27 protein-coding genes are annotated in these 24,200 nt (G+C 68.3%); 2 read left to right on the top strand and 25 right to left on the bottom strand.

Translation table 11 applies throughout. The annotated features are described in order from the left end of the window. Nucleotides 1-420: 420 nt before the first annotated feature. Nucleotides 421-2,154, top strand: a complete 1,734-nt coding sequence (locus P3X83_RS29125; protein ID WP_277308458.1) for a TROVE domain-containing protein — start codon at nt 421-423, stop codon at nt 2,152-2,154. Between the two features lie 136 nt (nt 2,155-2,290). On the opposite strand, the gene P3X83_RS29120 is transcribed toward P3X83_RS29125, so the two are convergent. The 4 genes from P3X83_RS29120 to P3X83_RS29105 all read right to left on the bottom strand — a co-directional run bounded on the left by P3X83_RS29120 (nt 2,291) and on the right by P3X83_RS29105 (nt 4,983). Beyond that, a complete protein-coding gene (locus P3X83_RS29120; RefSeq protein WP_277308457.1) occupies nt 2,291-3,325 on the bottom strand; it encodes a hypothetical protein in 1,035 nt (344 codons plus the stop codon). Between the two features lie 584 nt (nt 3,326-3,909). Then, nucleotides 3,910-4,635: a CHAP domain-containing protein gene (locus tag P3X83_RS29115; RefSeq protein ID WP_277308456.1), complete on the bottom strand. Its 726-nt coding sequence runs from the start codon at nt 4,633-4,635 to the stop codon at nt 3,910-3,912. Beyond that, nucleotides 4,616-4,861 carry a hypothetical protein gene (locus tag P3X83_RS29110; RefSeq protein ID WP_277308455.1) on the bottom strand — a complete coding sequence of 82 codons (246 nt, stop codon included), beginning with the start codon at nt 4,859-4,861 and terminating at the stop codon, nt 4,616-4,618. The genes P3X83_RS29115 and P3X83_RS29110 overlap by 20 nt, the downstream gene beginning before the upstream one ends. Continuing rightward, nucleotides 4,858-4,983 (bottom strand): hypothetical protein, encoded by a 126-nt coding sequence (locus tag P3X83_RS29105; protein WP_277308454.1) that lies wholly within the window; start codon nt 4,981-4,983, stop codon nt 4,858-4,860. The genes P3X83_RS29110 and P3X83_RS29105 overlap by 4 nt, the downstream gene beginning before the upstream one ends. A 222-nt stretch (nt 4,984-5,205) precedes the next feature. On the opposite strand from P3X83_RS29105, the gene P3X83_RS29100 reads away from it, so the two are divergent. Beyond that, nucleotides 5,206-5,388, top strand: coding sequence for a hypothetical protein (locus P3X83_RS29100; protein ID WP_277308453.1), 183 nt, complete (start codon nt 5,206-5,208; stop codon nt 5,386-5,388). A 1-nt stretch (nt 5,389) separates the two neighbouring features. Here the strand turns inward: P3X83_RS29100 and P3X83_RS29095 are convergent, their stop codons facing one another. The 21 genes from P3X83_RS29095 to P3X83_RS28995 form a co-directional block, all read right to left on the bottom strand. Then, nucleotides 5,390-5,698, bottom strand: a complete 309-nt coding sequence (locus tag P3X83_RS29095) for a hypothetical protein (protein WP_277308452.1) — start codon at nt 5,696-5,698, stop codon at nt 5,390-5,392. Then, nucleotides 5,695-6,381, bottom strand: a complete 687-nt coding sequence (locus P3X83_RS29090) for a hypothetical protein (protein ID WP_277308451.1) — start codon at nt 6,379-6,381, stop codon at nt 5,695-5,697. The genes P3X83_RS29095 and P3X83_RS29090 overlap by 4 nt, the downstream gene beginning before the upstream one ends. 36 nt (nt 6,382-6,417) lie before the next feature. Continuing rightward, on the bottom strand, nt 6,418-9,213 hold the full coding sequence (locus P3X83_RS29085) for a fibronectin type III domain-containing protein (RefSeq protein WP_277308450.1): 2,796 nt from the start codon (nt 9,211-9,213) through the stop codon (nt 6,418-6,420). After that, nucleotides 9,188-9,364: a hypothetical protein gene (locus P3X83_RS29080; protein WP_277308449.1), complete on the bottom strand. Its 177-nt coding sequence runs from the start codon at nt 9,362-9,364 to the stop codon at nt 9,188-9,190. The genes P3X83_RS29085 and P3X83_RS29080 overlap by 26 nt, the downstream gene beginning before the upstream one ends. Continuing rightward, nucleotides 9,361-9,849, bottom strand: a complete 489-nt coding sequence (locus tag P3X83_RS29075) for a hypothetical protein (RefSeq protein WP_277308448.1) — start codon at nt 9,847-9,849, stop codon at nt 9,361-9,363. Before P3X83_RS29075 ends, P3X83_RS29080 begins: the two co-directional genes overlap by 4 nt. A gap of 13 nt (nt 9,850-9,862) precedes the next feature. Then, nucleotides 9,863-12,700, bottom strand: coding sequence for a fibronectin type III domain-containing protein (locus tag P3X83_RS29070; RefSeq protein WP_277308447.1), 2,838 nt, complete (start codon nt 12,698-12,700; stop codon nt 9,863-9,865). 829 nt (nt 12,701-13,529) lie between these two features. Next, nucleotides 13,530-14,399, bottom strand: coding sequence for a hypothetical protein (locus P3X83_RS29065; RefSeq protein WP_277308446.1), 870 nt, complete (start codon nt 14,397-14,399; stop codon nt 13,530-13,532). After that, the gene (locus P3X83_RS29060) at nt 14,399-16,483 is read right to left on the bottom strand and encodes a hypothetical protein (RefSeq protein WP_277308445.1); all 2,085 of its coding nucleotides are present in this window, start codon (nt 16,481-16,483) and stop codon (nt 14,399-14,401) included. Before P3X83_RS29060 ends, P3X83_RS29065 begins: the two co-directional genes overlap by 1 nt. A 45-nt stretch (nt 16,484-16,528) precedes the next feature. Further along, complete coding sequence (locus P3X83_RS29055) at nt 16,529-18,511, bottom strand: hypothetical protein (protein WP_277308444.1); 1,983 nt, start codon at nt 18,509-18,511, stop codon at nt 16,529-16,531. A gap of 6 nt (nt 18,512-18,517) precedes the next feature. After that, nucleotides 18,518-18,739 (bottom strand): hypothetical protein, encoded by a 222-nt coding sequence (locus P3X83_RS29050; protein WP_277308443.1) that lies wholly within the window; start codon nt 18,737-18,739, stop codon nt 18,518-18,520. A 56-nt stretch (nt 18,740-18,795) separates the two neighbouring features. After that, nucleotides 18,796-19,185 (bottom strand): hypothetical protein, encoded by a 390-nt coding sequence (locus P3X83_RS29045; protein WP_277308442.1) that lies wholly within the window; start codon nt 19,183-19,185, stop codon nt 18,796-18,798. Then, entirely contained in the window at nt 19,185-19,655 is a 471-nt protein-coding gene (locus tag P3X83_RS29040) for a phage tail tube protein (protein WP_277308441.1), read from the bottom strand. Before P3X83_RS29040 ends, P3X83_RS29045 begins: the two co-directional genes overlap by 1 nt. Before the next feature lie 70 nt (nt 19,656-19,725). Further along, a complete protein-coding gene (locus P3X83_RS29035; RefSeq protein WP_277308440.1) occupies nt 19,726-20,169 on the bottom strand; it encodes a minor capsid protein in 444 nt (147 codons plus the stop codon). Nucleotides 20,170-20,182: 13 nt separating this feature from the next. Next, nucleotides 20,183-20,539 carry a hypothetical protein gene (locus tag P3X83_RS29030; protein WP_277308439.1) on the bottom strand — a complete coding sequence of 119 codons (357 nt, stop codon included), beginning with the start codon at nt 20,537-20,539 and terminating at the stop codon, nt 20,183-20,185. Further along, nucleotides 20,539-20,853: a hypothetical protein gene (locus tag P3X83_RS29025; protein WP_277308438.1), complete on the bottom strand. Its 315-nt coding sequence runs from the start codon at nt 20,851-20,853 to the stop codon at nt 20,539-20,541. Before P3X83_RS29025 ends, P3X83_RS29030 begins: the two co-directional genes overlap by 1 nt. Nucleotides 20,854-20,894: 41 nt before the next feature. Next, entirely contained in the window at nt 20,895-21,287 is a 393-nt protein-coding gene (locus P3X83_RS29020) for a hypothetical protein (RefSeq protein ID WP_277308437.1), read from the bottom strand. 9 nt (nt 21,288-21,296) lie between these two features. After that, nucleotides 21,297-21,641 carry a hypothetical protein gene (locus P3X83_RS29015; RefSeq protein ID WP_277308436.1) on the bottom strand — a complete coding sequence of 115 codons (345 nt, stop codon included), beginning with the start codon at nt 21,639-21,641 and terminating at the stop codon, nt 21,297-21,299. Further along, nucleotides 21,628-21,939 (bottom strand): hypothetical protein, encoded by a 312-nt coding sequence (locus P3X83_RS29010; RefSeq protein ID WP_277308435.1) that lies wholly within the window; start codon nt 21,937-21,939, stop codon nt 21,628-21,630. Before P3X83_RS29010 ends, P3X83_RS29015 begins: the two co-directional genes overlap by 14 nt. Beyond that, nucleotides 21,939-22,292 (bottom strand): hypothetical protein, encoded by a 354-nt coding sequence (locus P3X83_RS29005; protein ID WP_277308434.1) that lies wholly within the window; start codon nt 22,290-22,292, stop codon nt 21,939-21,941. The genes P3X83_RS29010 and P3X83_RS29005 overlap by 1 nt, the downstream gene beginning before the upstream one ends. An 85-nt stretch (nt 22,293-22,377) precedes the next feature. After that, nucleotides 22,378-23,301 carry a P22 phage major capsid protein family protein gene (locus tag P3X83_RS29000; RefSeq protein WP_277308433.1) on the bottom strand — a complete coding sequence of 308 codons (924 nt, stop codon included), beginning with the start codon at nt 23,299-23,301 and terminating at the stop codon, nt 22,378-22,380. Nucleotides 23,302-23,311: 10 nt separating this feature from the next. Beyond that, entirely contained in the window at nt 23,312-24,082 is a 771-nt protein-coding gene (locus P3X83_RS28995; protein ID WP_277308432.1) for a hypothetical protein, read from the bottom strand. Nucleotides 24,083-24,200: the final 118 nt, after the last annotated feature.

The following is a 24,200-nucleotide window of genomic DNA, read 5'->3' as shown; positions in this document are numbered from 1 at the left end:
TTAACACCGGTGAACAGCCCCATATCCGTGCCCTCTCCCCATCCCACAGCACGGTTCACCGATTCGCCGCCGCCCAGGCGGTGCACCGTGAGCCATCCCGCTTGCCAGTCCCGCCGGTGGTGTGGGCCGAATCCGGTCGGTTATCGACACGAAGGTTCAACTCCTTGTCGGCTCGTTTCGGGCTGAGACCCGGTTCGGGTGGGCGGCCGGTCGGTGCTCCACACTTACACCACCGGCGGGACTGGCAAGCCCTCTGCGGGGAGGGCGGACGACGACCGGTGCCCGCGGGGACCGCGCCGCGTGAGGCCACACGCCTGAGCGCCGGTCTGCGCCGGTCGCGCGACCCCCGTCCGTCCTCCCCTTTCCCCTCATCCGCCACGGCGTGCCGAGCCGCTGGCGGGTCGATCCCTTGGAGAGCCCATGAGCGCACGCCGTGATCCACTGGCTCGAATCACCACCACCGCCACCCCGCAGACCGCGCCGCTGCCCGGCCGCGCCGATCAGGTGCGCAACGCCGCCGGGGGCTACGTGTGGGAAAAGGACATCTGGCGCAAGCTGACCGACTTCCTGATCCTCGGCACGCAGGGCGGCACCTACTACGTCGGCGAGCAGGACCTGACCACCTACAACGCCGACGTGGTGTTCGAGGCGATCAAGCTCGATGGCACGCGCGTCGTCGCGCTGGTCACCGAGATCAGTACCGCCCGCCCGGCCCGTGCGCCCAAGCCGTACCCGGCGCTGTTCGCGCTGGCCGCCGCCCACGCCCTCGGCGACGAGGCGACCAAGTACGCAGCACGGCGGGCACTGCCGGAGGTGGCGCGCACCACCAACCATCTGTCGGCCTGGTTCGGGTACCGCAAGGCCCTGCACGGCAAGGCCGGTGCGCGTGGTACCTCGCCGGTGACCGGCGCGTCGCTGCGCCGGGCGCTCGCCGGCTGGTTCCTGTCGGCCACGCCCGACCGCATCGCGTTCAAAGCGGCCAAGGCCGCCCAGCGTAAGACCCCGCAGGGCGAGGACTTCGCGCTACGCGACGCGCTCCGGCTGGCGCACATCTCCCCGGCCCTCGGCGCGGGTGCGCGTGAGCGGCTGGACGACGTAGCACGGCACACGATGCTCGGCTGGATCGCCGGAACCGTGTCCGACGAGGTGGCCCGCGAGGCGCTGCCGAGCGTGGACGCCTACCTCACCGCCCAGGACGTCACCACCAGTGGAGAGGCCGTGGCCCTGGTCACGGAGCGCGGGGTGCCGTGGGAGTTCCTGCCGGACGCCATGCTGCGCGAGCCCGCCGTGTGGGAGGCGCTGATCGACACGGTCGGCCTGACCGCGCTCATTCGCAACCTCGCGCGGATGACCCGCATCGGCGCCCTAGCCCCCATGAACCGTGCCTCCCGGCGCGTCGTGGCACGGCTCACCGACCGCGACGCCGTGGTGAACGCGCGGATCCATCCGATGGACGCCTGGCTGGCGCTGCGCGTCTACGGTTCGGGCCACTCGCAGCCCAGCCCGCAGGCAAGAGAGCAGACGTGGCGGCCGGTACCGGTCGTGCTGGATGCCCTGGAGGAGACGTTCGACGCCGCGTTCGGTGCGGTCGAGCCGACCGGCAAGCGGCTGCTGGTGGCGGTGGACAGTTCGGGGTCGATGAGCTGGGGGTCGGTCATGTCGAACCACAGGCGGGATGAGCACGGCAGGCGGCAGGCGTGCGGGTCGTCGCTGGGCACCCCGTACGAGGTCGGGTGCGCGATGGCGGTCGTGCTGAGCCGCATTGAGCGCGGTAACGCCCACGTGATCGACGTGGACACCCGTGTGCACGACTCCCGCATCACGCCGCCCACCAACCTACGGGAGATCGCCGCGTGGTCGCCGTCCGGCGGGGGCACCGACCTGAGCCTGCCCTTCACCTGGGCGCGCGAGCAGCGAATGGAGGTGGACGGCATCGTGGTGTTCACCGACAACGAGACGTGGGCCGGACGCCAGCACGCCAGCCAGGCGCTGACCGCCTACCGGCGCACGACCGCGCCCGCCGCGCGGGTGGTCGTGACCTCCATGACCACCTCGGGCTACACGATCGGTGACCCGGCCGACCCCGGCGTGCTCAACGTGGCGGGCATCGACGCCAGCCTTCCGATGCTGGTGAACGGCTTTATCGATTCCTGACTGAAGCGCAAAGCGCCCGTCTGTCCATCATGGACAGGCGGGCGCTTTCTATTAACAGAGGTCCTTGTTGGTGCTTACAGCGGATTCTTGACTGGCAGAGATACGTTGCACATTGTGCCGCTCTGGTCATCCGACGTCAGGCGTCCCGAAGGAAATCGCTCGGATCCTTGGTTCGGCGATAGAGGTAGTAGCCCGGAGGGATGTAGCAATATGTCCGGCGCATCAGGACGCGATCGTTGCCAATCAGGGCGCGCGCCCAAGCGTCGTCGTCATTTTCGCGCTCTGGATCGCGCTCCACGCGCTCGCAGAATCGAGTTTCCCCCAGGGAGTTGAGGAAGGTGGTAACGGTTGGTCCGCAGCACCACTCAAAAACAGCGTCGCGACGACTGTGGTCATAGAGGTTGATGCAGCCATGTGTCTTAGCTGTACTATTGATGATGGCAACCCGCCTCAGCAGCCGACTCAAAAGCATATTCCGCGCTGCCGTTGATTCGGTGTCATGGCGGTAGCGTCCCTGGTCGAATTCCCATTCGTTGACTTCCAAGGCGCTCGGCGAGTCTGGGTATCGCTGCCACAGTGGAATGAAACCGCTTGGGGTCCTATCCAAAGGAAGTGTCCGGAGCCCTTTTCTATCAGGACGTCGAGTTACCTTCAATATGAGATTCGACTCCAAGTCGATAAGCGATACATGGGAATCATTCTCTTCGTGGAATCGGAGGCCTGCGACGCCGTACAAATTTCCGGATTTTGGCTCACAGGACGGCAGAAGCGAATTTATTACCCGATGCCAGAGTCGACCGTGAGGGATGAGAACGATCCCGTCTGGCCATGGCTCCACCGCCTCCAGTCCCAGAATATACCCCATCGCCCCGATGTTGTCCCGAAATGGCTCCATCAGTGCATAGAAGACCTTCATTTCCAGGTGTCGGAGTTCTGGAGATACGGCATCCGGCACGGGGCGTTGAGGAGTGGCGGCCCCAGAATGGTAAATCTCTCCGCACGCGGGGATACTGAGACCGGTCGCTCGATGGAGCGTGCTGATGACTTTGCTGGCCGTTGAATGTGCGGAGATACTCGCGGCGATGATAATCTCACGTCGAGCCCGCGTGTAGCGCTCCGCAGTATCTTCCATTCGCGCACGGACGGCGTTCTTGCGCGCTTGATTTTTCATGGCTGTCTCCCGTGGCGGCCCCCATGCGACACCCCACAGTAGAGAGCAAATGTGACCGAATGTCGCTGACTCGGGGAGTCTTGTCCGCTCATGTCGAGATGGCATGGGCACCGTTCGACGGGAGTCTGGCGGGCGCTGGCCGCCGCATGCATCAAACTAGCGCCACTACGGACCGTGCGCAAGTGGATGCGAATACTGGTTAATTGTGTCGGCCCTTCTGTGCGCAAAATTGCCCCGTCGCCGTAAAGGCGACGGGGCTTCTTCGGATGATGTGGCTAGATACGTGCACTACGTATAATCTTTAGGGCTTACATCCAATGGTCTACTTTGCGAGGCTGCCTCCTCGCCGGTCTGACCGCTCTGCGTTTGGCACCGCGTAGACACCGAATGCGGCTAGTACGGCGAGAACTGCGTTGACCACCTCCGTGGTGGTGAATATATCGTGAGAAACCACACCATTCGCGACGGCGATCGCCGCAAATATGGCGGCGACAACCGTCTTGGCATATCGGCTTATATTCATCAATACCTCCACGCATGCATTAGCTTCCCGCTGGGCAGGGCTAATGCCTCTTCTCGATCGTTTACTGCACCCTCAGCAGCGCCGCCCAGGTCTTCGGGCCGCAGATCCCGTCCACAACGAGGCCGACAGCGCGCTGGAATGCCCTAACGGCGTCCTCCATCGGCACGCCGAACTGTGTGTCGTCGATGCCGTCGTTCAGGCCGTGGTCCCGCGCGTGCAGCAGGTAGAAGACGGTCTTGACGTCCCAGCCGGTCGCGCCCTTGTGCAGCGTCGGCAGCTTCTTCACGATCTGCTCCGTCCGGGACGGCGGCGCAACGGGCGCCGTGGCGGTGACGTAGGCGGGGTAGCCGAATCCGGCGATGGTGGTCTGGGAGCGGGCGCGGCGCATGACCTTGTTGGCGGTGTTGCCCTCGATGGTGATCACCGTTTCGCCGCGCACGGCCTCGACGAGGCCGACGTGGTCGATGGCCGCGATGTTGCGGCTGCCTGCCCAGTCGAAGAAGACGACGGCCCCGCGCTTGGGCGTGTGCCCCCACCGGCCGCGCTGCCTGAACCAGCTCGCATGCGATGGCGTGTAAGCGAAGTCCCCTACGTCGGCCAGCAGGCCCACCTGATCCGCGCACCAGGCCAGGAACATGTCGCACCACGGCTGCTTGGCCCACCAGTCGGGCTTGCCGTGCCGGTCTGCCCACCAGTCGCCGTACCGGGTCCAGCCGTCCTGGCGCTCGGCTCGGCCCAGTTCGCCGCGTGCCACGGTGAGCAGACGGTCAAGCGGCCCGGACGGCATCGTCTTCCTTCGGGTCGATCCAGACCACGCGGGTCGCCCCACCGTGGCCGTGAACGGCGATTGCGTCCTCGAAGCGATCCCAGTGCACGGTGGAGGGCCGGGGGCCGCGCCAGCGCACGGTCGCCGAGCCGTCCGGCCACAACACGCCATCGGTGACGTGGCCGGTGCCGGAGATCCCGCTGATATCGATGTCGCGTTGCAGGTAGAAGCGCCGGGCGAACCTCATGCCGCCTCGCTCTCGTCCTCGACCGCTGAGCCGGGCTCCTGCGGCAGGTCGTCCTGGCTCGGGTCGTCGCCGATCAGGCCCGCCCCGCCGTAGGGCAGGGGCGGTAGGTCGTCCTCGGGCATAGATGTCCTCCAAGGGGGTGGTGGGCAGGTCGAGCCACTCGGCGACGGTGAGCTTCAGAGCCGCTTCGGACACGTGGATGGGCAGCACGGCGGGCACCATGAGCACGCCGTCGCGAACGGGCAGTACCAAGCCCTTCAATCCGTCACCAGGGCGGATGACTCCCGTCGAGTCGTCGAGGGGGGATAATTGGAGGAGGTAGTCACTGACGATCGGGGGACGTCATGACCAAGAGCAGCAGCGGAAAAGGCGGCGGTGGCAAGGACGGTCGTTCGACGCCCATGACAGGCAAGGCCGCCTCGCGCGTGCAGAGCGCGGGAGACAAGAACCCGTCCGGTAAGACGGGGGCCAGCGGGTTCGGTCCGCAGGCCCAGTCGGCCGCAGCCAAGAACGGTGGCAAGAAGTAGGTCAGCTGCGCGTCAGGGAGATCAGCGCGATCACCACGCCGGCGATGGTCACCAGGACGCTGACGACGCCGACGATCTGCCGGGTGCGCTCGGCGAGCTGCGCTCGGGTGACCGTGTTGCGCTCCAGCTCGGCCAGCCGGTCGCGGGTCTCCTCAACTTCATGAGCAAGCTCGGCGTGGCGGCCGTCCACCTGATCAAGGCGTTGCAGGATCAGCGTGATGGAGCCATTGACCTTCTCGAAGCCGACCTCGACCAGGCTGCGCAGCTTCTCCAGCATCAGCTCCAGGTTGGGCGAGCGCTCCTCACTCACGCGGCCCATCCCTCCTGCTGGGCGGCCTTGACGGGGGACACGAACGTGGCCGGGGGCTTGGCCTGGAACGCCAACGACCCGCCGTGGTCGCTGGAGCGCTGCCAGTCCACGGCGAGCTTGCGACTGGCCACCCGCACCGGATCGAGCCTGGTCTGCGTGCGGATCGGGTCCAGGGGGTCGGCCGGTGCAACGCGGCGAGCCCCGACGAAGTCCAAGGCGCCCTGCCGGTCGGCACGCGCGATCGTCTTCAACCCCACGGCATGCTGCTTGACGTGACGGATCCGCTCCAGGTGCGCCGCCAGCCGGTCGGCGTCGGACACGCCGGGTGTCCAGCAGGTCGGTAGACCACGCGTCGCCTTCAGCACGGTGGCCGCTGCCGGGTCGTCCCAGGCCAGGGAGTCACTCGGGTCCGGGATGTAAGGCTCGTGCAAGATCACGTCCAGCAGCGTCTCCAGATCATCCGGGTCGATCCCGTACTCGGCGGCCCTCCATTCGAACGTGGAGTGCGGGAACATGTGGATCCCGTGGCCGCCATCGGCCGGGTTGACGAGGTAGACGCCCCACAGCGGCTCCGCGCCGTCCGGGCGGACCGGCTGGGCTGGGCGTGCCTGCACCTGCTCGGCGAGTGTGGTGTGGTTATAGGCCAGCTCCGTATCCCAGATGTTCAGGATGGTCGCGGGCATGTCGCCTCCCGTGTGCCGTCAGCGATAGGGCCTGCCTCAGTGGCGATGCGCCCACCAATAGAGGGCGAAGGAAGAGTTCGCGGCGAGGTTGACCTGGAAGCCGGTGACGGAGCTGTAGCTCACGGACCAGGCCCGTGGAGTGAAGGAGTTGCCACTGGTGTTGCCCGCGCCGCCGTCTCGCAGCGCAACGACCGGCCCCATGTTGGTGGCCATCGTCGGGCCGTAGCTCAATAAGCCCCAGTTCGGTGGCCCGCCTCCAGATACCGTGACCGATCCCGCATGGATCGCATCGCGGGAGTCGGCGAAGGAGAAGTCCCAGAACCGGCCCCGGATGTAATAGCGGCCATCTCCCTGACAGTGGATGTACGTCTCAGTGTTCGCGCCGCCGTTGTAGAAGCCGTACCTGCCGTAATCCTCGGCGATGTCGAGCACGCCGCCGTTGTCGCCGGAGCCGGACGCACCCCGGATGCGCAGCCTGATCAGACCTGCTGCCACCTGGAACTCGGCACGGGCCGAGCTGAACTGGTTGGTACCGCTGGTGATGAACGTGGTCGTCTCGCCGGGATACAGCCCGTCCACCGCGTACATGCGGGTGTAGTTGCTGGTGCCTGCCGGATAGAACCGCAGGTCGAGCGTGGAGCTGTCCAGCACGAAGCGCTGGCCGGTCGCAGAGCTGCGCACGACCGAGCCGGTAATCGTCTTGCCAGTGATCGCGGTGGCAGCGATGGCATCGGCGGTAACCGCGTTCGCGGCGATATTGCCCGCCGTCACGGCGGCGACGGCCAGGTGCCCGGCCTGGATGGCTCCGGCGGCGATGTTGTCGGTCTCGATCGCATTGGCCGCGACGTGCGCGGCTTGGACAGCATTGGCCTGGATCAAGGCACCGGTGATCGTGCCTGCGGTGATCTTCGCATCGGCCGGCAAAGACCCGTCAATGATGTGTGTCGCACCGTTGATCACCTGGCCGATGAGATCGGTGTCCACTAATGGGGCCGTGGCGATGGTCGCTGTGGTCGAGCGTGCCGATTCGTTGCCGGAGCGGTCGATCGCAGTGAAGGCAAACTCGCGGTCGGTCTCGTACGGCAAGCCCGGCACCACGATGGAGCCCGCGGCCGTCAGGTGGCCGATCTCGGCCCAGCCTGGGGCGAGCGGGTCCTGCATCCAGATGCGCAGCCGCTCCACGTCGGACGGCATCGGGATGGCGCTGGCGCCGAGCCCGTCCCAGGCGACGTGCACCACACTGAGTCGCGTGGTGAGTTGGGGTGTGGTCGGCACTGGCGGCGGGGTGGCGTCGTCCGGCACTGGCTCGATCGCCTGGGCGGAGAACTCGCCCTTGACCCCGTTGTTGGTCGCGCGGGCCTTGAACGCGTAGGTCCAGCCGACCACGAGGGGGCTGATGGTCGCCGTGGTGTCGGAGGCATCGGTCTGGGCGACCAGCATCCACAGCTCGCCGGCTTCGTTGCGGCGGGCGTAGACCTCGTAGCCGTCGATGTCGACGGCTACGCCGTTCACGTCGGCGGTCACGGGGGACCACGTCAGCGTCGCCTGCCCCCGCGCGTAGCCGTGCTCGTCCAGGTACGCCTGGGCGTCGGCGAGCAACCCCACCGGTGCGGCGGGCACCCGGCCTTCGGCCTCGGGGGAGGGCTCACCACCGCTTCCGCCGGTGGAGACGCCTCCGTCGAGGATGCCTGCGCTCCTGCGGGCGAGCTTGATGTCCCTTTCCAGGAACCGGTCATTCAAGAGCAGATTGCCGCCGAGCCTGCCGTCGCCGTCGCACGACAGGGTGATCTGGCGAATACGCACGTCCTGCATGCCCGCCTGGTCGCCGGGGGCGAGCACGTGGTCACCAGGCCGATAGCCGGTCAGCGGCAGCCAGCGCGAAGCATGGCTGATCACGAGCTGGCGGGTGAGCTGCACCTGTTCGCGACCTGCACGTTCCAGCGCGTGCTGGCCCAGCAGGGTGGCCGTGCCCTCATCGCTCACGCCGCCCTGGCTCTGGTAGGTCTCCCACCGTCCCCACGGCGCGGTCGCCGCCGGGTTGGTGACCTCGACCGACAAGCCGTTCTCTCCGGCGATCAAGATGGCGCTGGAGGCGTCCTCCAACGTGGCCTCGTCCGGTGCCGAGTCGATATCGCGGCCCAGGCGCAGATCGACAGGGGCGGGCCCACTCGCGAGATCGCGGCCGAGCACCGTGCCCTCGTTGTAGACCCGCAGCGTGCGGCCTTGCATCTCCCAGTCGATCACGCCCTGTTCGCTCAGGTTGATCAGCGCGGCGAGTAGATCGGTGCCGGGCTCCAAGGCGAGCGTGAGCGTGGCCGTCCATGGCTGGCCGCCGCTGTCCAAGGACGTGGTGAAGTCGATCGCCAGTCCCGGCACCGATCCCCTGGCCTGGCCTTCTGTGACGAGGGTTCGCAGGATCGCGCCGGGGCTGACGGCGTCGAACGGCCGCTTGCCCTCGACCATCGCGCCGTTGGGGTACAGCACGACCTTGCGCAACTGCCAGGCCCAGCCCGGCATGTCGAACGACCAGGCCCTCGCCGCGTCGGCGTCGTCGCCCGAGCGCTTGATGCGCAGGAACCGCGCGTTCGCGGGCTCGATCCACCCGCCGCCGATGGAGTACTCGACGGCCACCTCGCATGGCGCGGCCAGCCAGGAAGCGCCGGGCGCATGCCCCGAGTAGCCCAGCTTGAGCGAGGGGACGTCGCCGAGCGGAAGGGCCGCTTCCCACCCCAGGTGAGAGGTGAGCACACCGAGTCGCGCCCCGTTCGGCTCGTAGGCGGCCAGCCGCAGGCCGTACCGCATCGGCTCACCGGGAATGATCACCTGCGGCACCGCGTCCCCCGCCCTGTTCGTTGACGCGTGCTTGAAGCTGGTCCACGGCGGCGGACAGCACGGCGTTCTCGTAGGTCAGCGCATCGATGCGGCGGCGCAGCACGTTCACCACGGCGGTCAGGTCCACGTGCAGGTCGCCAGGCTGGGTCACGCGCCGCCTTCGTGTGCGGCCAGCAAGCCGTCGATCTCCACGCGCAGACCGGCGACCCGCACCGGGTCGATGCGCACGCTTTCGCGCAGCGCCCGCAACGGATCGGCGGGCGGGCTCGTGCGCCGAGCATGCGCACTGGTCTCCATCGGCTCGGTGATCACCTGGCCGTAGCGCTGGCGACATGCCTCGATCTGGTCGAGCAGGCGTGCGCGGGCACTCGGTGCGTCGCCTTCCAGTCGCACCTGCACATCCGGATCGCCTTCGGCGTACATCCAGGTCAGCAGCGGCTCATACAGCAGGGCCTCGATCACCTCATCGACATCTTTGAGCCCGTGCTCGGCGGCGCGGATCTCGAAGGCGACTTTCGGGATGCTCACCGCGACCGTGCCAGGGTGTTCGTGGCCGTCGCCGACCGGCTCGTACAGGATCGTCCATGTCTGCCCGTCGTCGTTGGCGCGCACGATGCGCCAGGCGCGCATGGCCATTCGTCCGTTCCTTTCAGGCCACGCCGTGCTGCCGCCAGATCCAGCAGTACAGCAAGGTGATGAAGGTGGTCCCGCCGCCGGTCAGGTGACTGCGCAGGGTGAAGCCGGTTGTGCTGGGTGAGGCCACATGGAAGATCAGGTTCGATGGGCTGGGATTGTCGGCGGTGATGACCAGCCGTGGCGTGGACTGAAGGGTGACGTTGAACGCCACGAAGTGCGAGGATGCGGGGGTCGTCAGATTGCGGGCGAACATCGCCAGCCCCGCGCCAGTGTCGTAATGGAAGGTGCCCCGGAACTGCGTGTAGCCCGTGCCGCTGGACAGTTCACTGCCTTTGGCGAACAGCCACCTGTTCAACCGGCCGCCGATGTCGTTGTAGCCGACCTCCAGCCGTTCGGGCTGGGCGAACATGTAGCCGCCGCCCGCCAGGCCGTCGCTGCTCTGCACCATGTGCATGCGCCACTCGTCGCCGCGCTGGATGACCTCGCTACGGCGGGTGCCGTCTGGGCTGGTGCCCGAGTACAGCCGGATCGCGGCGTCGGTGTCGGTCCAGATGCGGGCGTAGTTCACGCCGGATCCGGGATAGAACCTGACCTCCGGGTCGGCCGCGCCCGCCGGGTTGACCACGATGCGCCGGCCAATGGTGCCGGTGGCAAGCTGGCCGATGATGGTGACCGCGCCGGACGCTGATGAGATGGAGACGGTCTGCATGCCCCCGCCGTCGAAGGCCGCAAGACCGGTGTCGCGCAGCTCGACGCGTGCACCGGAGGGGTTGCCCGCGACCAGGCGGGTGGTGAGCGTCAGCACGGCTTCGAGCTTGGCCGCCGTCACGGCGTTCGCAGCGATGTGCGACGCCTCGACCGCTCCGGCAGCGATCTTCGACGCGGTGACCGCGTTCGCCACCAGGTTGCCGGTGGCGATCGAGGAGTTCGCGGCGTCCCCGAGCACGAGCGGCGCGGTGGCGATGGTCGCCGTCACCGATTGGGCCGAGGCATTGCCGCTGCGGTCGATGGCGGTGAAGGAGAACTCCCTGTCCTGCCCGTACGGCAAGCCCGGTACCACGATGCTTCCGGCCGCTTCCAAATAACCGATCTCCGACCAGCCCGGTGCGAGCGGGTCCTGCATCTCGACCACGACGCGGTGGAAGTCGGTCGGCATCGGGGCGGCCCCGGCGCCCATGCCGTCCCATTCGACATGCACCACGCCCAACCGGGTGGCGAGCACGGGCGCAGTGGGCACCGGCGGCGCGTCCGTGTCGTCGGGGACGGTCACCGCGACCGAGCCGGAGAACGGCCCGCGCTTGCCCAGGTTCACGGCGCGTACCTTGAACTGATACTGCTGGCCGATCACCAGGGGGCTGAAGGTGACGCTGAGGTCGTCGGCCTCGGTGACGGCAACAAGGAACCACAGCGCGCCGACCTCGTTGACGCGCATGAACAGCTCGTAGCCGCCCACGTCGAGTGCCACGCCGTTGACGTCAGCGGTCACCACGCCCCAGGCCGCGGTGATCTGGCCACGTGGGAAGCCGGCCTCGTCGATGTAGGGGGTCGGATCGACGATCAAACCGCCGGGCGCGGCGGGCGTGCGCGGCGCGGGTGCTTCGGGCGCGGGCTGCGCACCTGACCCGCCAGTGGCGGTCGAGCCGCCGACGATGCCCGAAGTGCGGCGGGCCAGCCGGATCTCGCGCTCCAGCAGGCGATCGTTCAGCACCAGGCTTCCGCCGAGCACGCCGCGCTGATCGCGGGTGAGCGTCATTTGACGCACACGCATGCTCGCCATGCCGCCCTCGCCGGGGGCGAGGATGCGGTCGCCTGGCCGGTAGTCCCGCCACGGCAGCCAGCGGGTGCCTGGTGTGATCGTGATACCGCAGGTGCGTTGCACCCGCTCCGCCCCAGCTCTGGCCAGGGCAGACTCGGCGAGCAGGGCGGCGGTGCCCGGATCGCTCACCCCGCCGTGCCCGATATAGGTTTCCCATCGTCCCCACGGCCCGTGCGCTGGCGAGGTGTACTCCTCGCGGAAGCCGTTGTCACCGACGACCAGGACCGCGCTGGCGCGATCTTCCAAGGTGCCGGTCTGCGGCGCCTCGACCACGTCGCGCCCGAGGCGCAGGTCCACCGGCGCGGGGACGGTGGCCAGGTCGCGGCCCAGTTCGGTGTCGGGGTTGAACACCTGGACCGTGCGACCGAGCGTGCGGAAATCGCACACGCCCTGCTCGTGCAGGTTGATCAGCACGGTCAGGGTGTCCATACCGGGCTGGTAGGAGATCGTGAGGATCTTCGCCCAGGGATCGCCGTTGCTGTCGATGGTCGGTGTGAAGTCCCACACCACACCGGGCACCGCTCCCCTGGTCTGCGCCTCGGACAGCATTGTTTGAAGGATCGCGCCTGGCGTGGCGCTCAGGAACGCGCGCTTGCCGCCCACCAGCGGCGCGTCACCGGGGTACAGGACGGCCTTGCGGAGCTGCCAGATCCAGCCCGGCAGCTCGAACCGGGAGACGGCAGCGCGGTCGGCTCCGTCTTTGCGGCGCTTGATCAGGAGGAATCGGCTATCGGGGGCCTCAGTCCAGGCGGCGCCGTCCTGCGACCACTCGACCGCCACCTCACAGGGCTCGGAGAGCAGGTCGCCGCCTGCGGCTATGCCGCTGGAGGTGAGCTTGAGGGCGGGCACATCGCCGAGCGGCCAGCCTGCCTCGAAGGCCAGGGGATGCGGCAGGGGGCCAAGGCGGTCACCGCTGGGCACGTGGACGGCAAGGCGCAGCTCGAACATGGCACCCCCATGGCGGAGCCGTTTCTTCGGGTCGTGCACAGGCTTCGCAAAGTGGATTAATCTGCACATAGTGACAGTTGCACGCAAGTCAATGCATTAAAAGCATTGATGTCGCTACGGCGCTAAAGTAGGACAAGTTACGCAGCCCTAGAATCCACGCTGGCGCACGAATATGCCGACCCGAATGTGAAGGGATGCGTCCGAGACTCCGCCCCGCAGAGCGGCGCTCAGGGCTTTACGTATTGTCGATCATGGTTGGCCTGTTGTTCTAGCGGCCGGCTTCGAGTAATTGCGCGGAAAAACTGGCCGGAGTCGCCATGAAGACCACGCCGGGAATCGCCGGGCTGTAAACTGAGGCGAGATTCGAGTGATACTCCGCTTTGTCGGTCGCCCGGGGGGCGACCGGTAACCGAGGTCGTTCTCTGGCTCCTCGCCCGAGGGGTCGGTCCGCCACGGGAAGGGGAGATATGGCCGAGTCGCCGGAGGACCTGAGTCGGGAGGAGTTGCTGTTGCTTATGCAACTGCTTCTTATGATCCTGGATTGGGTGTTCCGGAGCTAGGGCCGGGTGGCAGTGCCACCCGAACCCCAGTCCGCGCAGGACCCGCACGAGTTAGCAGCCATAGCGGGTCACAGACCTCCGGCGGTGTTCCACCGCCGGAGGTTTCCTGCTTAAGTACATGCTACAACCTAGTGGGACCCAGGGCTCACGGTTCTTATTTTTCGATCGTTTTTTTCGACTAGTTTTATAGTTCTCGGCATATCAGAAATTTTCGCTAATTATCTCTTCTCGAATCGTTGATATAGCTTCCGTCGTAGCCTATAAGTTGCCGGAACTGGTTGCTATCCACTCTGCAGATCGGCGGCTTGTTCTCTCTTCGGTACGTTGGGACGCAGCCGCACGGAGATAATCCCAGCTCAGAGGAATGATCGCCGCGCTCTGATCTCCAGCGCCGACGCAACGCTGGTTGAGCTGGCGGTTGAGGTGACCAGCACCGCCCGCGAGTGTGGATCCCCCAGCGCGACCGCCGACGTCAGGTGAAGCCACCGGAACGCGCTACCCGGCCCCGTCGCCTGGATCTCCCCCGTCACGTTGTCACCCGCCTCCAGGTCCCAGGTGTCGCTGTCCACAAGAGCGGCCCGCATGGCGGCACAGTCGATCAGCAGCCGCTCACCGGCAAGCACACCGGAGGCCCGCGAGATGGTGCCGCCGCTGGCCACGTCCTTCACGGACGGGTTCACCACAGGACCGGTGATCCGTACCAGCGCATCGACGATCGGCCCTGTTGAGCCCGCCAGTGGCGTCACCACCTGAGCGGCGGCGTTCGCGCTGCCCGCCCACGTGGCCGTCACCTCATCGCGCCACAGCACACCGGGGATGGTGAGCATGGCCGTGAACCGGGCTATGGCCGCACCGACGTTGACCTCGGGCTCGGAGACCGCCTCCACCATCACTTCGGCCACGCGGACGATCGCTCCCGCTTCGTACCGCAGGAGCATCAGCCGGTTTCGCTCCCCCAGCAGTGCGCCGAGCGCTTCCAGGTTGTGTTCCATCTGCTCGTGGCCGCCGTCCGCGCCTGCGGGGGTGCGGCCATAGACGGCACAGGCCAGCGGCAGTGTCGTGGTCTCCAGGTCCAGGCCGTAGACAGGGATCTGACCGTGGCGGCCGGGAACCACGACCGACACGGCGCGAACGCCCGGAAGGGGACGACGCTTGGTGCCGACCTTGAGCCGCCAGCAGCCCGCAGGGTGGGTCAGAGGCACGCCGTCGAGCGTGTACGTCGGCACTACAACACCCCCAGGAGTCCGGCATAGGCGAGGCCCCGATTGACGACTTCGCTGGTTGGCTCGGCCACCGGGTTGATCGTGGTGACCTGGATGTTCACCGGGCTGCCGCCCCGGCCTGCGCCGATGGCGGCCTGGCCGGTCGAGCCCAGATCGACGCCCAGCTCGGGTGCGAACGCGCCGCTCAGCCGGTGCGCGATGCGACGTGCGTCGGCGAGCACCCGCTTGGACTGACCGAGCATGCCGGTGCTCATGCCGAGCATCGTCTGACGGCCGATTTCCATGAACACCCTGCTGGGCGAGCTGATGCCGAGAGCCTGGCGCACCCAGTCGGGCATGATCGAGCGGAAGAAGTTGTAGATCACGTCGCGGAACCACAACTCGGCCGACTGGATGCCATGCCACAGTCCGTTCAGTAGCTCCCAGCCGAGATTGCCGACCACCGACAAGAAGCCGAGGATCGCGCGGCCGGCCGCGTCGAGTGCGCCGATGAAGTCGCCGCGCAGCAGCCGGGACACCGCCTCCACCAGGGCGGTGAGCGGAGGCAGCAGGTCGCGCACCAGCGTGATCAGCGGCGGCAGGATCGGCACGATCTGCGGCAGCAGGCCGGCGAAGCTCGTGATCAGTGATCCCAGGTGTGGTGCGAGCTGGATGAGCGCGTTCACCAGGTCGCCGCCGGTCTGCTGCACGATCTGCTGCACCGCATCGGCGAGCACGGTCGCCAGCAGAGCGGCGAGCTGGCCGACCACCGGGATCAGTGGAGAGATGGCGATCATGACGGCGCTGATCGCGTGGCCGAGTGGCACCAGCGCAGGGGCCAGGGCGATCACCGCCTGGCCGAGTGCCGCGAAGACGGCGCTCAGGCCGGGAAACAGGGCGGCCAGCGCCGGGACCAGCGCGTTGATGGCGTCGGTCAGGATGGGGCCGATCTGCACGGCCAGCGCTCCGATGAGCGGTGCGAGAGCGCCGATACCCGCACCGAGCGCGGCCAGGACCGGACCGAGCGCCCGCGCGGCCTGGGCCATTGCCACGAACACCGCCGTCAGCGCCCCCTGCCCGGCCGGGCTGTTCACCCAGGCGTTGAGCCGGTCGAGCACGATGCCGATCGCGCCGAGCGCATCGCCGCCCGCGCCGCGCATGGCGGTGAAGATCCCGCCGAGGATGCCCCACACGTCACGGGCGATGGCGGCGAGCTGCACGAACACCTGCACCGCGCCCCGCATCCATCCCAGTGCCCGCCCCGAGGTGACAGCGGCACTCAGCCATTCGCCGAACCGGGCGGCGACCTGAGCGACGGCGGGGGCGAGCGACGCGGCGAACAGAGCGCCCAAGGCGACGAGCCGAGCCAGGCCGCTGCCGAGCGGCACGATCGCCGCCGACAGGGAGTCGATGATCGAGCGAGTAGCGGCGAACACCGTGCCCACGGCGGAGACCGCCAGCGCGCTGCGAGCGAACTCCGCCGCTCGCGCCGCCGCCCGGCCGAGAGCGTCCGCGACGGCGGCCATGCCCGAGGTAAGCGGTCCCGCCAGCACCGCAGCGAGCGCCGTGAGGTGCCCGGCGAGCGGTGCGAACAGGGCTTCTTGAACGGTGACGCGGATCGCGCCGATGAGCGGCTTGAGCGCCCGCAGTTCCCACGCCGCCGATTGGGCGGCCGGGGACAACCGGGCGAGCGCTTCGCCGAACTTGACCAGGTCGTCGCCGAGCGCCGCCGCGATGGCGTCTTTCACGCCGATGAGTGCGAAGCTCAACGTGCTCAGGGCGACTGCGCCGACTGCCGCCACTCCGGGCAGTACGAGCAGTGCTCCGGCCAGTGGGGCGAGGGCCGCACCGAGCGACGTCACTCCGCTGATCGCTCCCGAGGCGGCGGCGCCGAGCACCGATACCCGAGCGGCGGCGGTGACCAGCGCGATGCCGTACCGCGAAAGATCGCCGAGCATCGAGCCGACCGATGTGGTCAGCCGGGAGGCGGTGCGCTCCAGGGTGTCGCCGTCGCGATTCAGGCTCTCCACGGCCTGGCGCAGGGCGTGCGTGAACTGCCGGTCGCGCAGGTCCAGGGTGACGAACAGCTCGCCCACATTGATCGCCACCGCACACCTCCGTGGGTCGTGCGGCAGCGGCGCAGGTCGGATGGCTTACAGGCCGAGCGCGGCGGCGTACTGCAAGCTGCGGTTCACCGTCGCGCTGGTCGCTTCGGCGCGCGGATAGTTGTTGGTGACGTTGACCGTGATCGGTCCACGGCCGCCCGGTTGCGCGCTCGCGCTCGGCGCGACCGGCAGGGCGCGGTGGGCGTAGGCGATCCCCGCCACCGCGTTGTCGAGCACGACCGGCTTGGCGCGCAGCTTGCTCGCCGCGCCGAGGAGCGGGCCGAGGAACTTCATCTGCCGCAGGGCGAGCTTGCGCAGGGTGGCGTCCTTCTGGCGGTCGAGGTAGCGGTCGACCAGGTCCCGGTCGATGCCCGAGCGGAAGGCGGCGGTCACGGCGTCACCGATCCGGCCCGCAGTGGCTAGGACCGCCCGCTCCTGGGCGAGCATCCCGGCACCAAAGCCCGCCATGGTCTGTTCGCCGATCGCGGCGAAGACGGTGGAGGGCGACTTGATGCCGAGCATGTCCTTGACCCAGTCGGGCAGCAGGTTGCCGAAGAACTCGCCGATCTTGCCGAGAAACCACGTGACCTTGCCCTTGATGCCCTCCCACAGGCCGGACAGCAGGTTCGTCCCCGCCTCGATGATCTTCATGAAGGCTTCCTTGACGACCTTGCCAGCGTTGCCGAAGGCGTCCTGCACGACCTTCAAAGCGCCTCGGAAATCGCCCTGGAACAGCTTCACAACGGCTTGGACCAAGGACAGCAACGGCGGCAGCAGGGCGGTGACGATCTGCACCAGGGGTGCGATGAACGGGGTGAGCGCGCCGACGACCTTGGAGAAGACCCCGGCCAGCATGGTCAAAATCGGTGTGAGCGCTTTGACCAGCGTCACCACGACGGGAAGCAGGCTAGTGATCAACTGGGAGATCGGCGGGAGGATCGGCAGCAGGGCCGTGATGACCTGGCCGAACACCTGCGCCAGCGCGCCAAGCACAGGCTGGAGCGCGACCAGGATCGGCTGGAGCGCTGCGGCCAGCGCCTGGACGATCTGCGTCAGCACGGGCATCAGCGCGCCAGCCAGGGTGGCGACGAGCTGAAGGATCGGCGGTACCAGCGGGATGATCGCCACGATGATCTGCGCGAACTGGCCGATGAGCTGGCCGATCAGTGGTCCGAGCTGCACGAGCACCGGTCCGAGCTGCGCGGACAGGGTCTGGCCCACGAGAGTCAGTCCTGTGGTGAGCGGCCCGACGACCTGCCCGGCGAGCTGCACGAACGCGGCGAGCAGCGGTCCGAGAGCGGCCAGAACCCCGCCGATGCCGGTCACCAGCGTGGCCAGTAGCCCGCTGTTGGCCGCCAACGCGGCCGAGATCGGGGCGAGGAACGTCGCGATCTGCCCGCCGAACGTGCCCAAGGAACCGGCGAGTTGGCCGAGCATGGGGGCGACCGCGCCGACGATGCCCTGGATGGCGGGCAGCAGCGGGGTGAGCATCTGCCCGAGCCCGCCGGTGAACTGGCCGATCAGCGGAGCGAGCTGGGTGAACATCCCCTGCAAGGCGGGCGCGACCTGCGCAGAGAAAATCGTCTTGAGCTGACCCGCCGCCGCGATGAGCGGCCCCTGAAACACGCTCGCCGCGTCGGCCAGGTCAGCCTGGACGCTCGACTTCAGCCCAGCGAACGCGGCCTTGACCTGCGGTGCGGACATCGCGGCCTGGATGCCGATCTTCGCGATGCCCGCCGTGATCCCGGCGAAGACGCCGGCCAGAACGCCACCGACCGCGACACCGGCCACGCCGATGCCCGATAGGAGTCCGGCGCTCTTGGTGCCCGCTGAGGCCAGGGAGGTCGCTGCGGATGCGGCCCCACCGGCGATGGCCGACGACATGCGACCGGCGGCCATTCCGGCACCGACCAGCGCCACCTGCACTCCGGTGGCCCGTACCTGGATTCCGGCGACGAGCTTGCCGAGTGGCCCGCTCGCCTGGTCACGGAGGGAGAACGTGGCGTACAACTCGCCGACGTTCAGCGCCATCGCCGCTCACCTCCGCAACCGGGGTCGGGACGGTCGCTGGCGTTCGGCGTCGGGGGCCAGAGCGCGGCAGACGCGGGTGTCGGCGCTCAGCAGGCCGAGGATGCGGGTGCGCAGCCAGCGCCAGGTGCGGGAGGTCAGCAGGCCGGGCTCGTCGAGGTCGATGCCGAATTCGGCATGCAGATCGGCCTCGACCAGCGCCCAGCGCTCCAGCAGCGCCGCCCAGGTCACCGACGAGCCGCCCGCGCGCGGGACGTCGTCGGCGTCGTACCAGTCGCGAAGCCCCGTCAGGTCGTCGAGCGGGCCGCCCGCGTCGCTGCCGGGGCCACGCCTTCCGGGCCGCGCTCCCAGTACGCCTGCGCCGCCTGCTCGTTGCCGATCACCCACATGAACGCGGTGATCCCGACGTGCTTGATGCGGGTCCAGGAGACGCCGTCAGCGATCAGCTCGTCGTAGACCGGCCCGAGCACGCGGCGGTACAGGTCGAGTTCGCGGGCGTCGTCCAGGTCGGCGTCCGGTGCCTGGTCGCCCTTCGCCGCCGCCTGGCCCGCCTCGGCGAGCCGCTGGCAGTACAGGCCCGTCTCGGCGGACGGCGGGGGGACGCGGTAGGTCTTGCCCGCGACCGGCAGCTCCAGACCGTCGTCGAAGAAGTCATCGAGATCGGCGAACGTGGCCATCAGGGCGCCGCCGGGTTGTCGATCGGCTCGGGCTTGCCCTGACCCAGCAGCTCGACCTCGAACGGCTCCAGGTCGGTCGTCTCGCCTCCGCCGCCGCTGTACTGCACGCCTGCGATGCCCTCGAACGCGTCGGGAGCACCATCGCGCCGGTACCACCTGACGTGCACCGACGCGCCCAGCCCGACGACCAGACCGGCCTGGCGCAAATACTCCTGTCCCGCGTCGGGAACGAAGCCGGCCGAAGAGGTGTCACGCTTGCGGCGGCCCTCGCATTCCAGGGTCCAGCTCCGCTGGGTGATGACCTCGCTGGCCCAGCCGTCGCTCTCGAAGTCGGCGTCGTCCTCGGTCTCGTTGTCGAGGGCGAACTCCATCGACGTCAGTCCCCGGACGGGCGTCCACACCGGAGCGCCCTCCGTACCGGTGTTGACCTCCAGAACCCAGTCCTTGGCGAGCAGGCTTCGCAGCGCCATGTGGTGCCTCCTTGCGACAGAGAAGCGCCGCAAGCCATTGCGCTTACGGCAGATGAAGGTCAGGCGGGATTCAGCGCCGATGCGAGCTGGGCCGCAGCACCGACAGCTCGTAGCTGTCGGCCCTCCCCCAGCGCCCGGAGGAGTCACGGTCGAGTGGCGCGACGATGCGGCGCTGCGCCTGGTACAGCCAGATTCCGGTCGGCAGCTCGACCTCGGACAGCCCGTGCAGCCGGTCGAAGACGGCGTCGGCGAGATCGTCGGTGAGACGCGGGTCGGTGCCACCGCGGATGCGGGCCTGGACCTGCATGACGCTGTCGGCCTGCGTGGCATGGTCACCCTCGCGGCCGGCGCCGTACACCGCGAGGCTGATCGCCCGGTCCGGGGACGGGGGCAGCCCGCCGATGGTCAGCGCCACCTGGCCGGAGGCGTAGTAGCCGTCCTCGTTCCAGTCGGCCACATCGTGGGCGGCCAGGAACTCGGCCAGGCCGGTCAGCAGGTCACGGGAGAACGCCACCACGCACCCCCGATCACTTGCGGAACGCCCGGCGCAGCTCGGCGGCCACCAGGGCGCGCATGACCTCGGCTTCCTCATGAGCCGGGTTTTCCAGGTACTTCCAAGTGCGGCCGGGGTCGTGGTCGAGTTCCTCGACTTCGTGCTGGTACACGGCGTACGGCGTCGAGTAGCTCACCACGCCTTGCAGTGCCGATTCGTCCACGCCCGCCCATGCCGTGTCGTGCAGGTCGTAGTTGTCCACGGGCACCCGGCCCTGTGAGACGGTGCGCAGATGCTCTACCGCCTTGGTGAGCCCGTGTACGGCTGCCCGCTTCGACTTCGCCTCCAGCGCGGCGGGCGAGAGCTTCGCGTCGAACCCGGACTTGGCCATCACTGGCACACCGCCTCGACATGATCCGGTGTCGGCAGGCCGCCACCGTCGCGCACGTAGGAGCCGATCACCGTGGTGCTGCGGCCGTTCACGGTGACGCGCGATCCCGCCGGGCACACCACGCCCGGCATCAGATACAAGGTCAGCTCGGAGACGACCTCGGACCCTTCGGCGTCGCGCACCATCTTTCGCTCGTCATCGGCGAGGCAAGGGTGCACGGCGGCGGGGCCGAACACCGGGCCATAGGCGCCGTCCCCCAGATAGGGCTCGATGATCACCCGGTGGCGCAGCAGCCAGGCAGGGAGCACCGTCACCGGACCACCTCCGCTCGATGTCGTCCGGTGGCCGGTCAGTGCTAGGCCGAGGCATCGATGATGGAGCCGGGCAACAGGCCGGCGGTGCGCAGGATCGACAGCGCGTCCTGTGCGTAGCGCTGAGCGCCCGTGCTCGTGGAGGCTTCCCGGTCCAGCTTGACCGAGCCGATCGACACGGACTTGAACGCACTGGCCACGCCATAGGGGTCGCCCACCGTGACCTGCCAGGCGGCCTGCGCGCAGGTGGCGCGCATCAGGGCTTCCCGCACGTCGTCTTCGACCGGCCGCCCGTCCTCATCGGTCGGGTACACCGCGCCCAGCAGCAGTTCGTCGATCCGCTCACTGGCGCGGGCCAGTTCCTGGTCGACGCCGGAGGGGGCGCTCTGCCCGGTGTAGGCGGTGTAGTCGGACGCGGTCGCGTAGACCAGTACCACGACGACCTCCTACGGCAGCTCGTACACGGCGACCGTGACGTCCGCCGTGGCGGTGTAGTCCAGCCACACCATGCCGTCACTACGCCGGTAGACGGCGGGCAGCGGGGGGATGAGCACATCTCCCGTGCTGGCCGGGATCACGTAGGCGCGGTCGGGCAGCGGCTGGCCGTCCACCTCACCTGGGATCTGGAAGGTGATGGTCCGCGAAGAGGCATTGGTGTTCTTGATCCGGATTTGCCGCTTGTCGGACCAGGTGAACATGTGGCCGTCCGCGTTCGCCGCGTTCGGCAGCGCGGCGGCCAGCGACAGCCCGGCGCGCGGCACGGGCGTGATGGTCAGCTCAGTGCGCGCCATCGCCGTCCTCCGCGTCGATGTTGTTGCACTCCTCGATCAGCGCGGGCTTGCTGAGGCTGAGCGCGTCGGCCTCGGCGATGCCACGCGCGATCGCGTACGTCACCCACTGCGGCTTGGAGGCGTTGTCGGCCGGGCGGAGCGGCTTGGTCGCGACCTGGACGGGCGGTGCACCCTCGGGCTGCGGCGGCGAGGCGATCAGCAGCCAGTTGTCCAGATGATCGAACCGCACCGACCGCTCGTCGAGTTCGATCGTCTGGCCGGTGCGGCCGTTGCGGTACACCCACTTGGTGGCGTTCATCAGTAGCTTGCGTCCTTGCGGATGTCGATCTGGATGGCAAGGTCGGTCGGGCTACCGGCGGCGCTGACCACCTCGGCCGTGAGCGTGTCGCCTTCGGCCAGGCGCAGCGCCGCCGGAGCGGCGAGGGTGCCCGACATCCAGGTGGCGGCGGAGCTGACCGACAGGTCGGCCGAGCACAGGTCGGTGCCGTTCTTCGCGGCGTTGATCACCGCGCCGCTGCCGCCGAGCCGGTAGGCGCGCACGGCGGTGACCCGGCAGGGCACGCTGGCCCGCCACAGCACGTGCACACTTGACGCGATGGCCGCGCCCTTGAGCGTGATGGTCTTCTCGGTGACGCGAGGCTTGTAGGCCATGTGAAGCAGTCCCCTTCTAGAGGCATGTGAAAGGGCCGCGAACAGACGTCCACGGCCCGAAGGACCTTGACGAAAGCGACAGTGCTTACGTCACATCGGGGCCCTTGACCAGTACCGCCCGGTGGGGGTCCAAGGTCTTGGTGCCGTAGAGGCAGTCGATCGAGATGATGTCCTGCTTGAGGTCGATGTCGTAATCCATGACCACGCGCAAAGAGAAGCCCTTGTAGTTGGCCACGGTGGCGCGGGCCGCGCCCTGCGGGAGCACCAGCGGACGCATGACCAGGCACAGGGCGGTCCTGTGGAACGCGACGCCCACCTCGGTGGTGCTGTTTCCGCTGGTCTGCGCGGGCACCTTGATGTTCTGGGTGCCGAACGCGTCGAATCCGAAGATCCGCCTGCCCAGCGACGCCTCGCGCAGGCCGTCCGTGGTGCCGGAGGTGTCCACCTGGTGGAACAGCGGGTCCGACAGCCAGTGCGCCTTGGTCTGCGGGCCGGTCACCAGGGACCGCTGCGACGGGGGCACGTTGCGCTCGTTGAGCACCCGGTCGGCGTCGATCGCGACCTGCGGCACGTCCCAGGCGTGGATGTTGGCGCCACCGACGACGCCGACCTCCTGCACGATGTCGTTGCGCAGTTCCAGAAGGTCCCGGTCGATCTTCTGGCTGATCGCCTCCATCGCCGGGTTGAGGAACTGGACACCGAAGTCTTCGACCTCCAGCGTCATCTCTTCGCTGGTCACCGTGAAGGAGACGTCGGCCAGGTGGTTCAGCGTGACGGGGATCGCGCCCTCAACGGCGTTCTGCACGTTGATGCCCTGGCTGCGGTCGTACTCGTCGGCGACGAAGACCGCGGGCTTCCTCACCGTCACGGTGTCGCCCTGCTTACCGGCGAACTCGGTGTCCAGGTCGCGGTGCACGAGCTGCGCCATCACGCAGGTCTCGTACAGGGTGGCGAGCGCCTGCTTGGCGATCAGATCGGGGGTGAGCAGCGTGTTGTTGCCCAAAGGCATTGCTTACCTCTTAGGTGGCTTCGGACTTCTTGCGCCTGCGGGCGCGGAAGTCATCGACGGTCATGGCCTCTTCGGGGCGTGCGCCGGTCCCGCCGGCGAAATCGCCTCCCGACTTCGCGGGCGGGCCTGCCGTCTGCGATGCCTTGAACTTGGGGTTGTCCTCCACCGCGCGCTTGATCACGTCGTCGATGGCTGCTGCGTCATCGGGGTCGAGTTCCCGGAGGTTGCGCAGAAAAGAGCGGCTGTCCAGCAGCGCATCGGGGTCCGCGCCGAACTTCGTCGAGGACCGGTGCACGGCCAGCTCAACGCGCACCCGGCGGTGCAGGTCGCGCTCGGCGTCGCGCTCCTGCTCCGTGGTCGCCTTCTCGCTGGTGAGCTTGTCGATCACCGTCTGCGGGTCTGGCGGCGTCTCTTCGGCCTCGGCCAGCCCCAAGGCGCGGGCGATCTGCTGCGCGACCTCCTGCTGCGCCGTGCGCACCAGGTCCTCGGCGGATGGGCCGGTCGGCTGCGACTCGACCTGCCTGCGCAGTTCGGAAAGCTGAGTGCGGTGCTCCGCCGCCTCGTTGCGCGTGTCCTTGATGAGCCGTTGCGCCCAGTTCGGCAGTTCGTCGACCCGCTTGGCGTCCGGGTTGACCACCTCGGGCTCCGGCGCGTTCACGGGCGGCACCTCGTTGGGCGGTGCGTCGCGTGCCGGTCCCTGCTCGGGCACGGTCTCGGAGCCACCGGCCTGCACATAGATGGGCCGGCCGTTCTTCCTGACGCCGATCAGCGCGCCCGGCACGGTCGGCAGAGACTCGTGAATCACGACAAGGCCCTCCTGGAGCCGGACATGAAAAGAACCCGCGCCTGGCGGGCTCGACTGCGGACATGAGAAAGGCCCGCACCGGGCGGGCCTGTGG

Source organism: Spongiactinospora sp. TRM90649, assembly GCF_029382225.1.
Lineage (GTDB): Bacteria > Actinomycetota > Actinomycetes > Streptosporangiales > Streptosporangiaceae > Spongiactinospora.
This window is presented reverse-complemented; position numbering and strand designations above follow the sequence as displayed.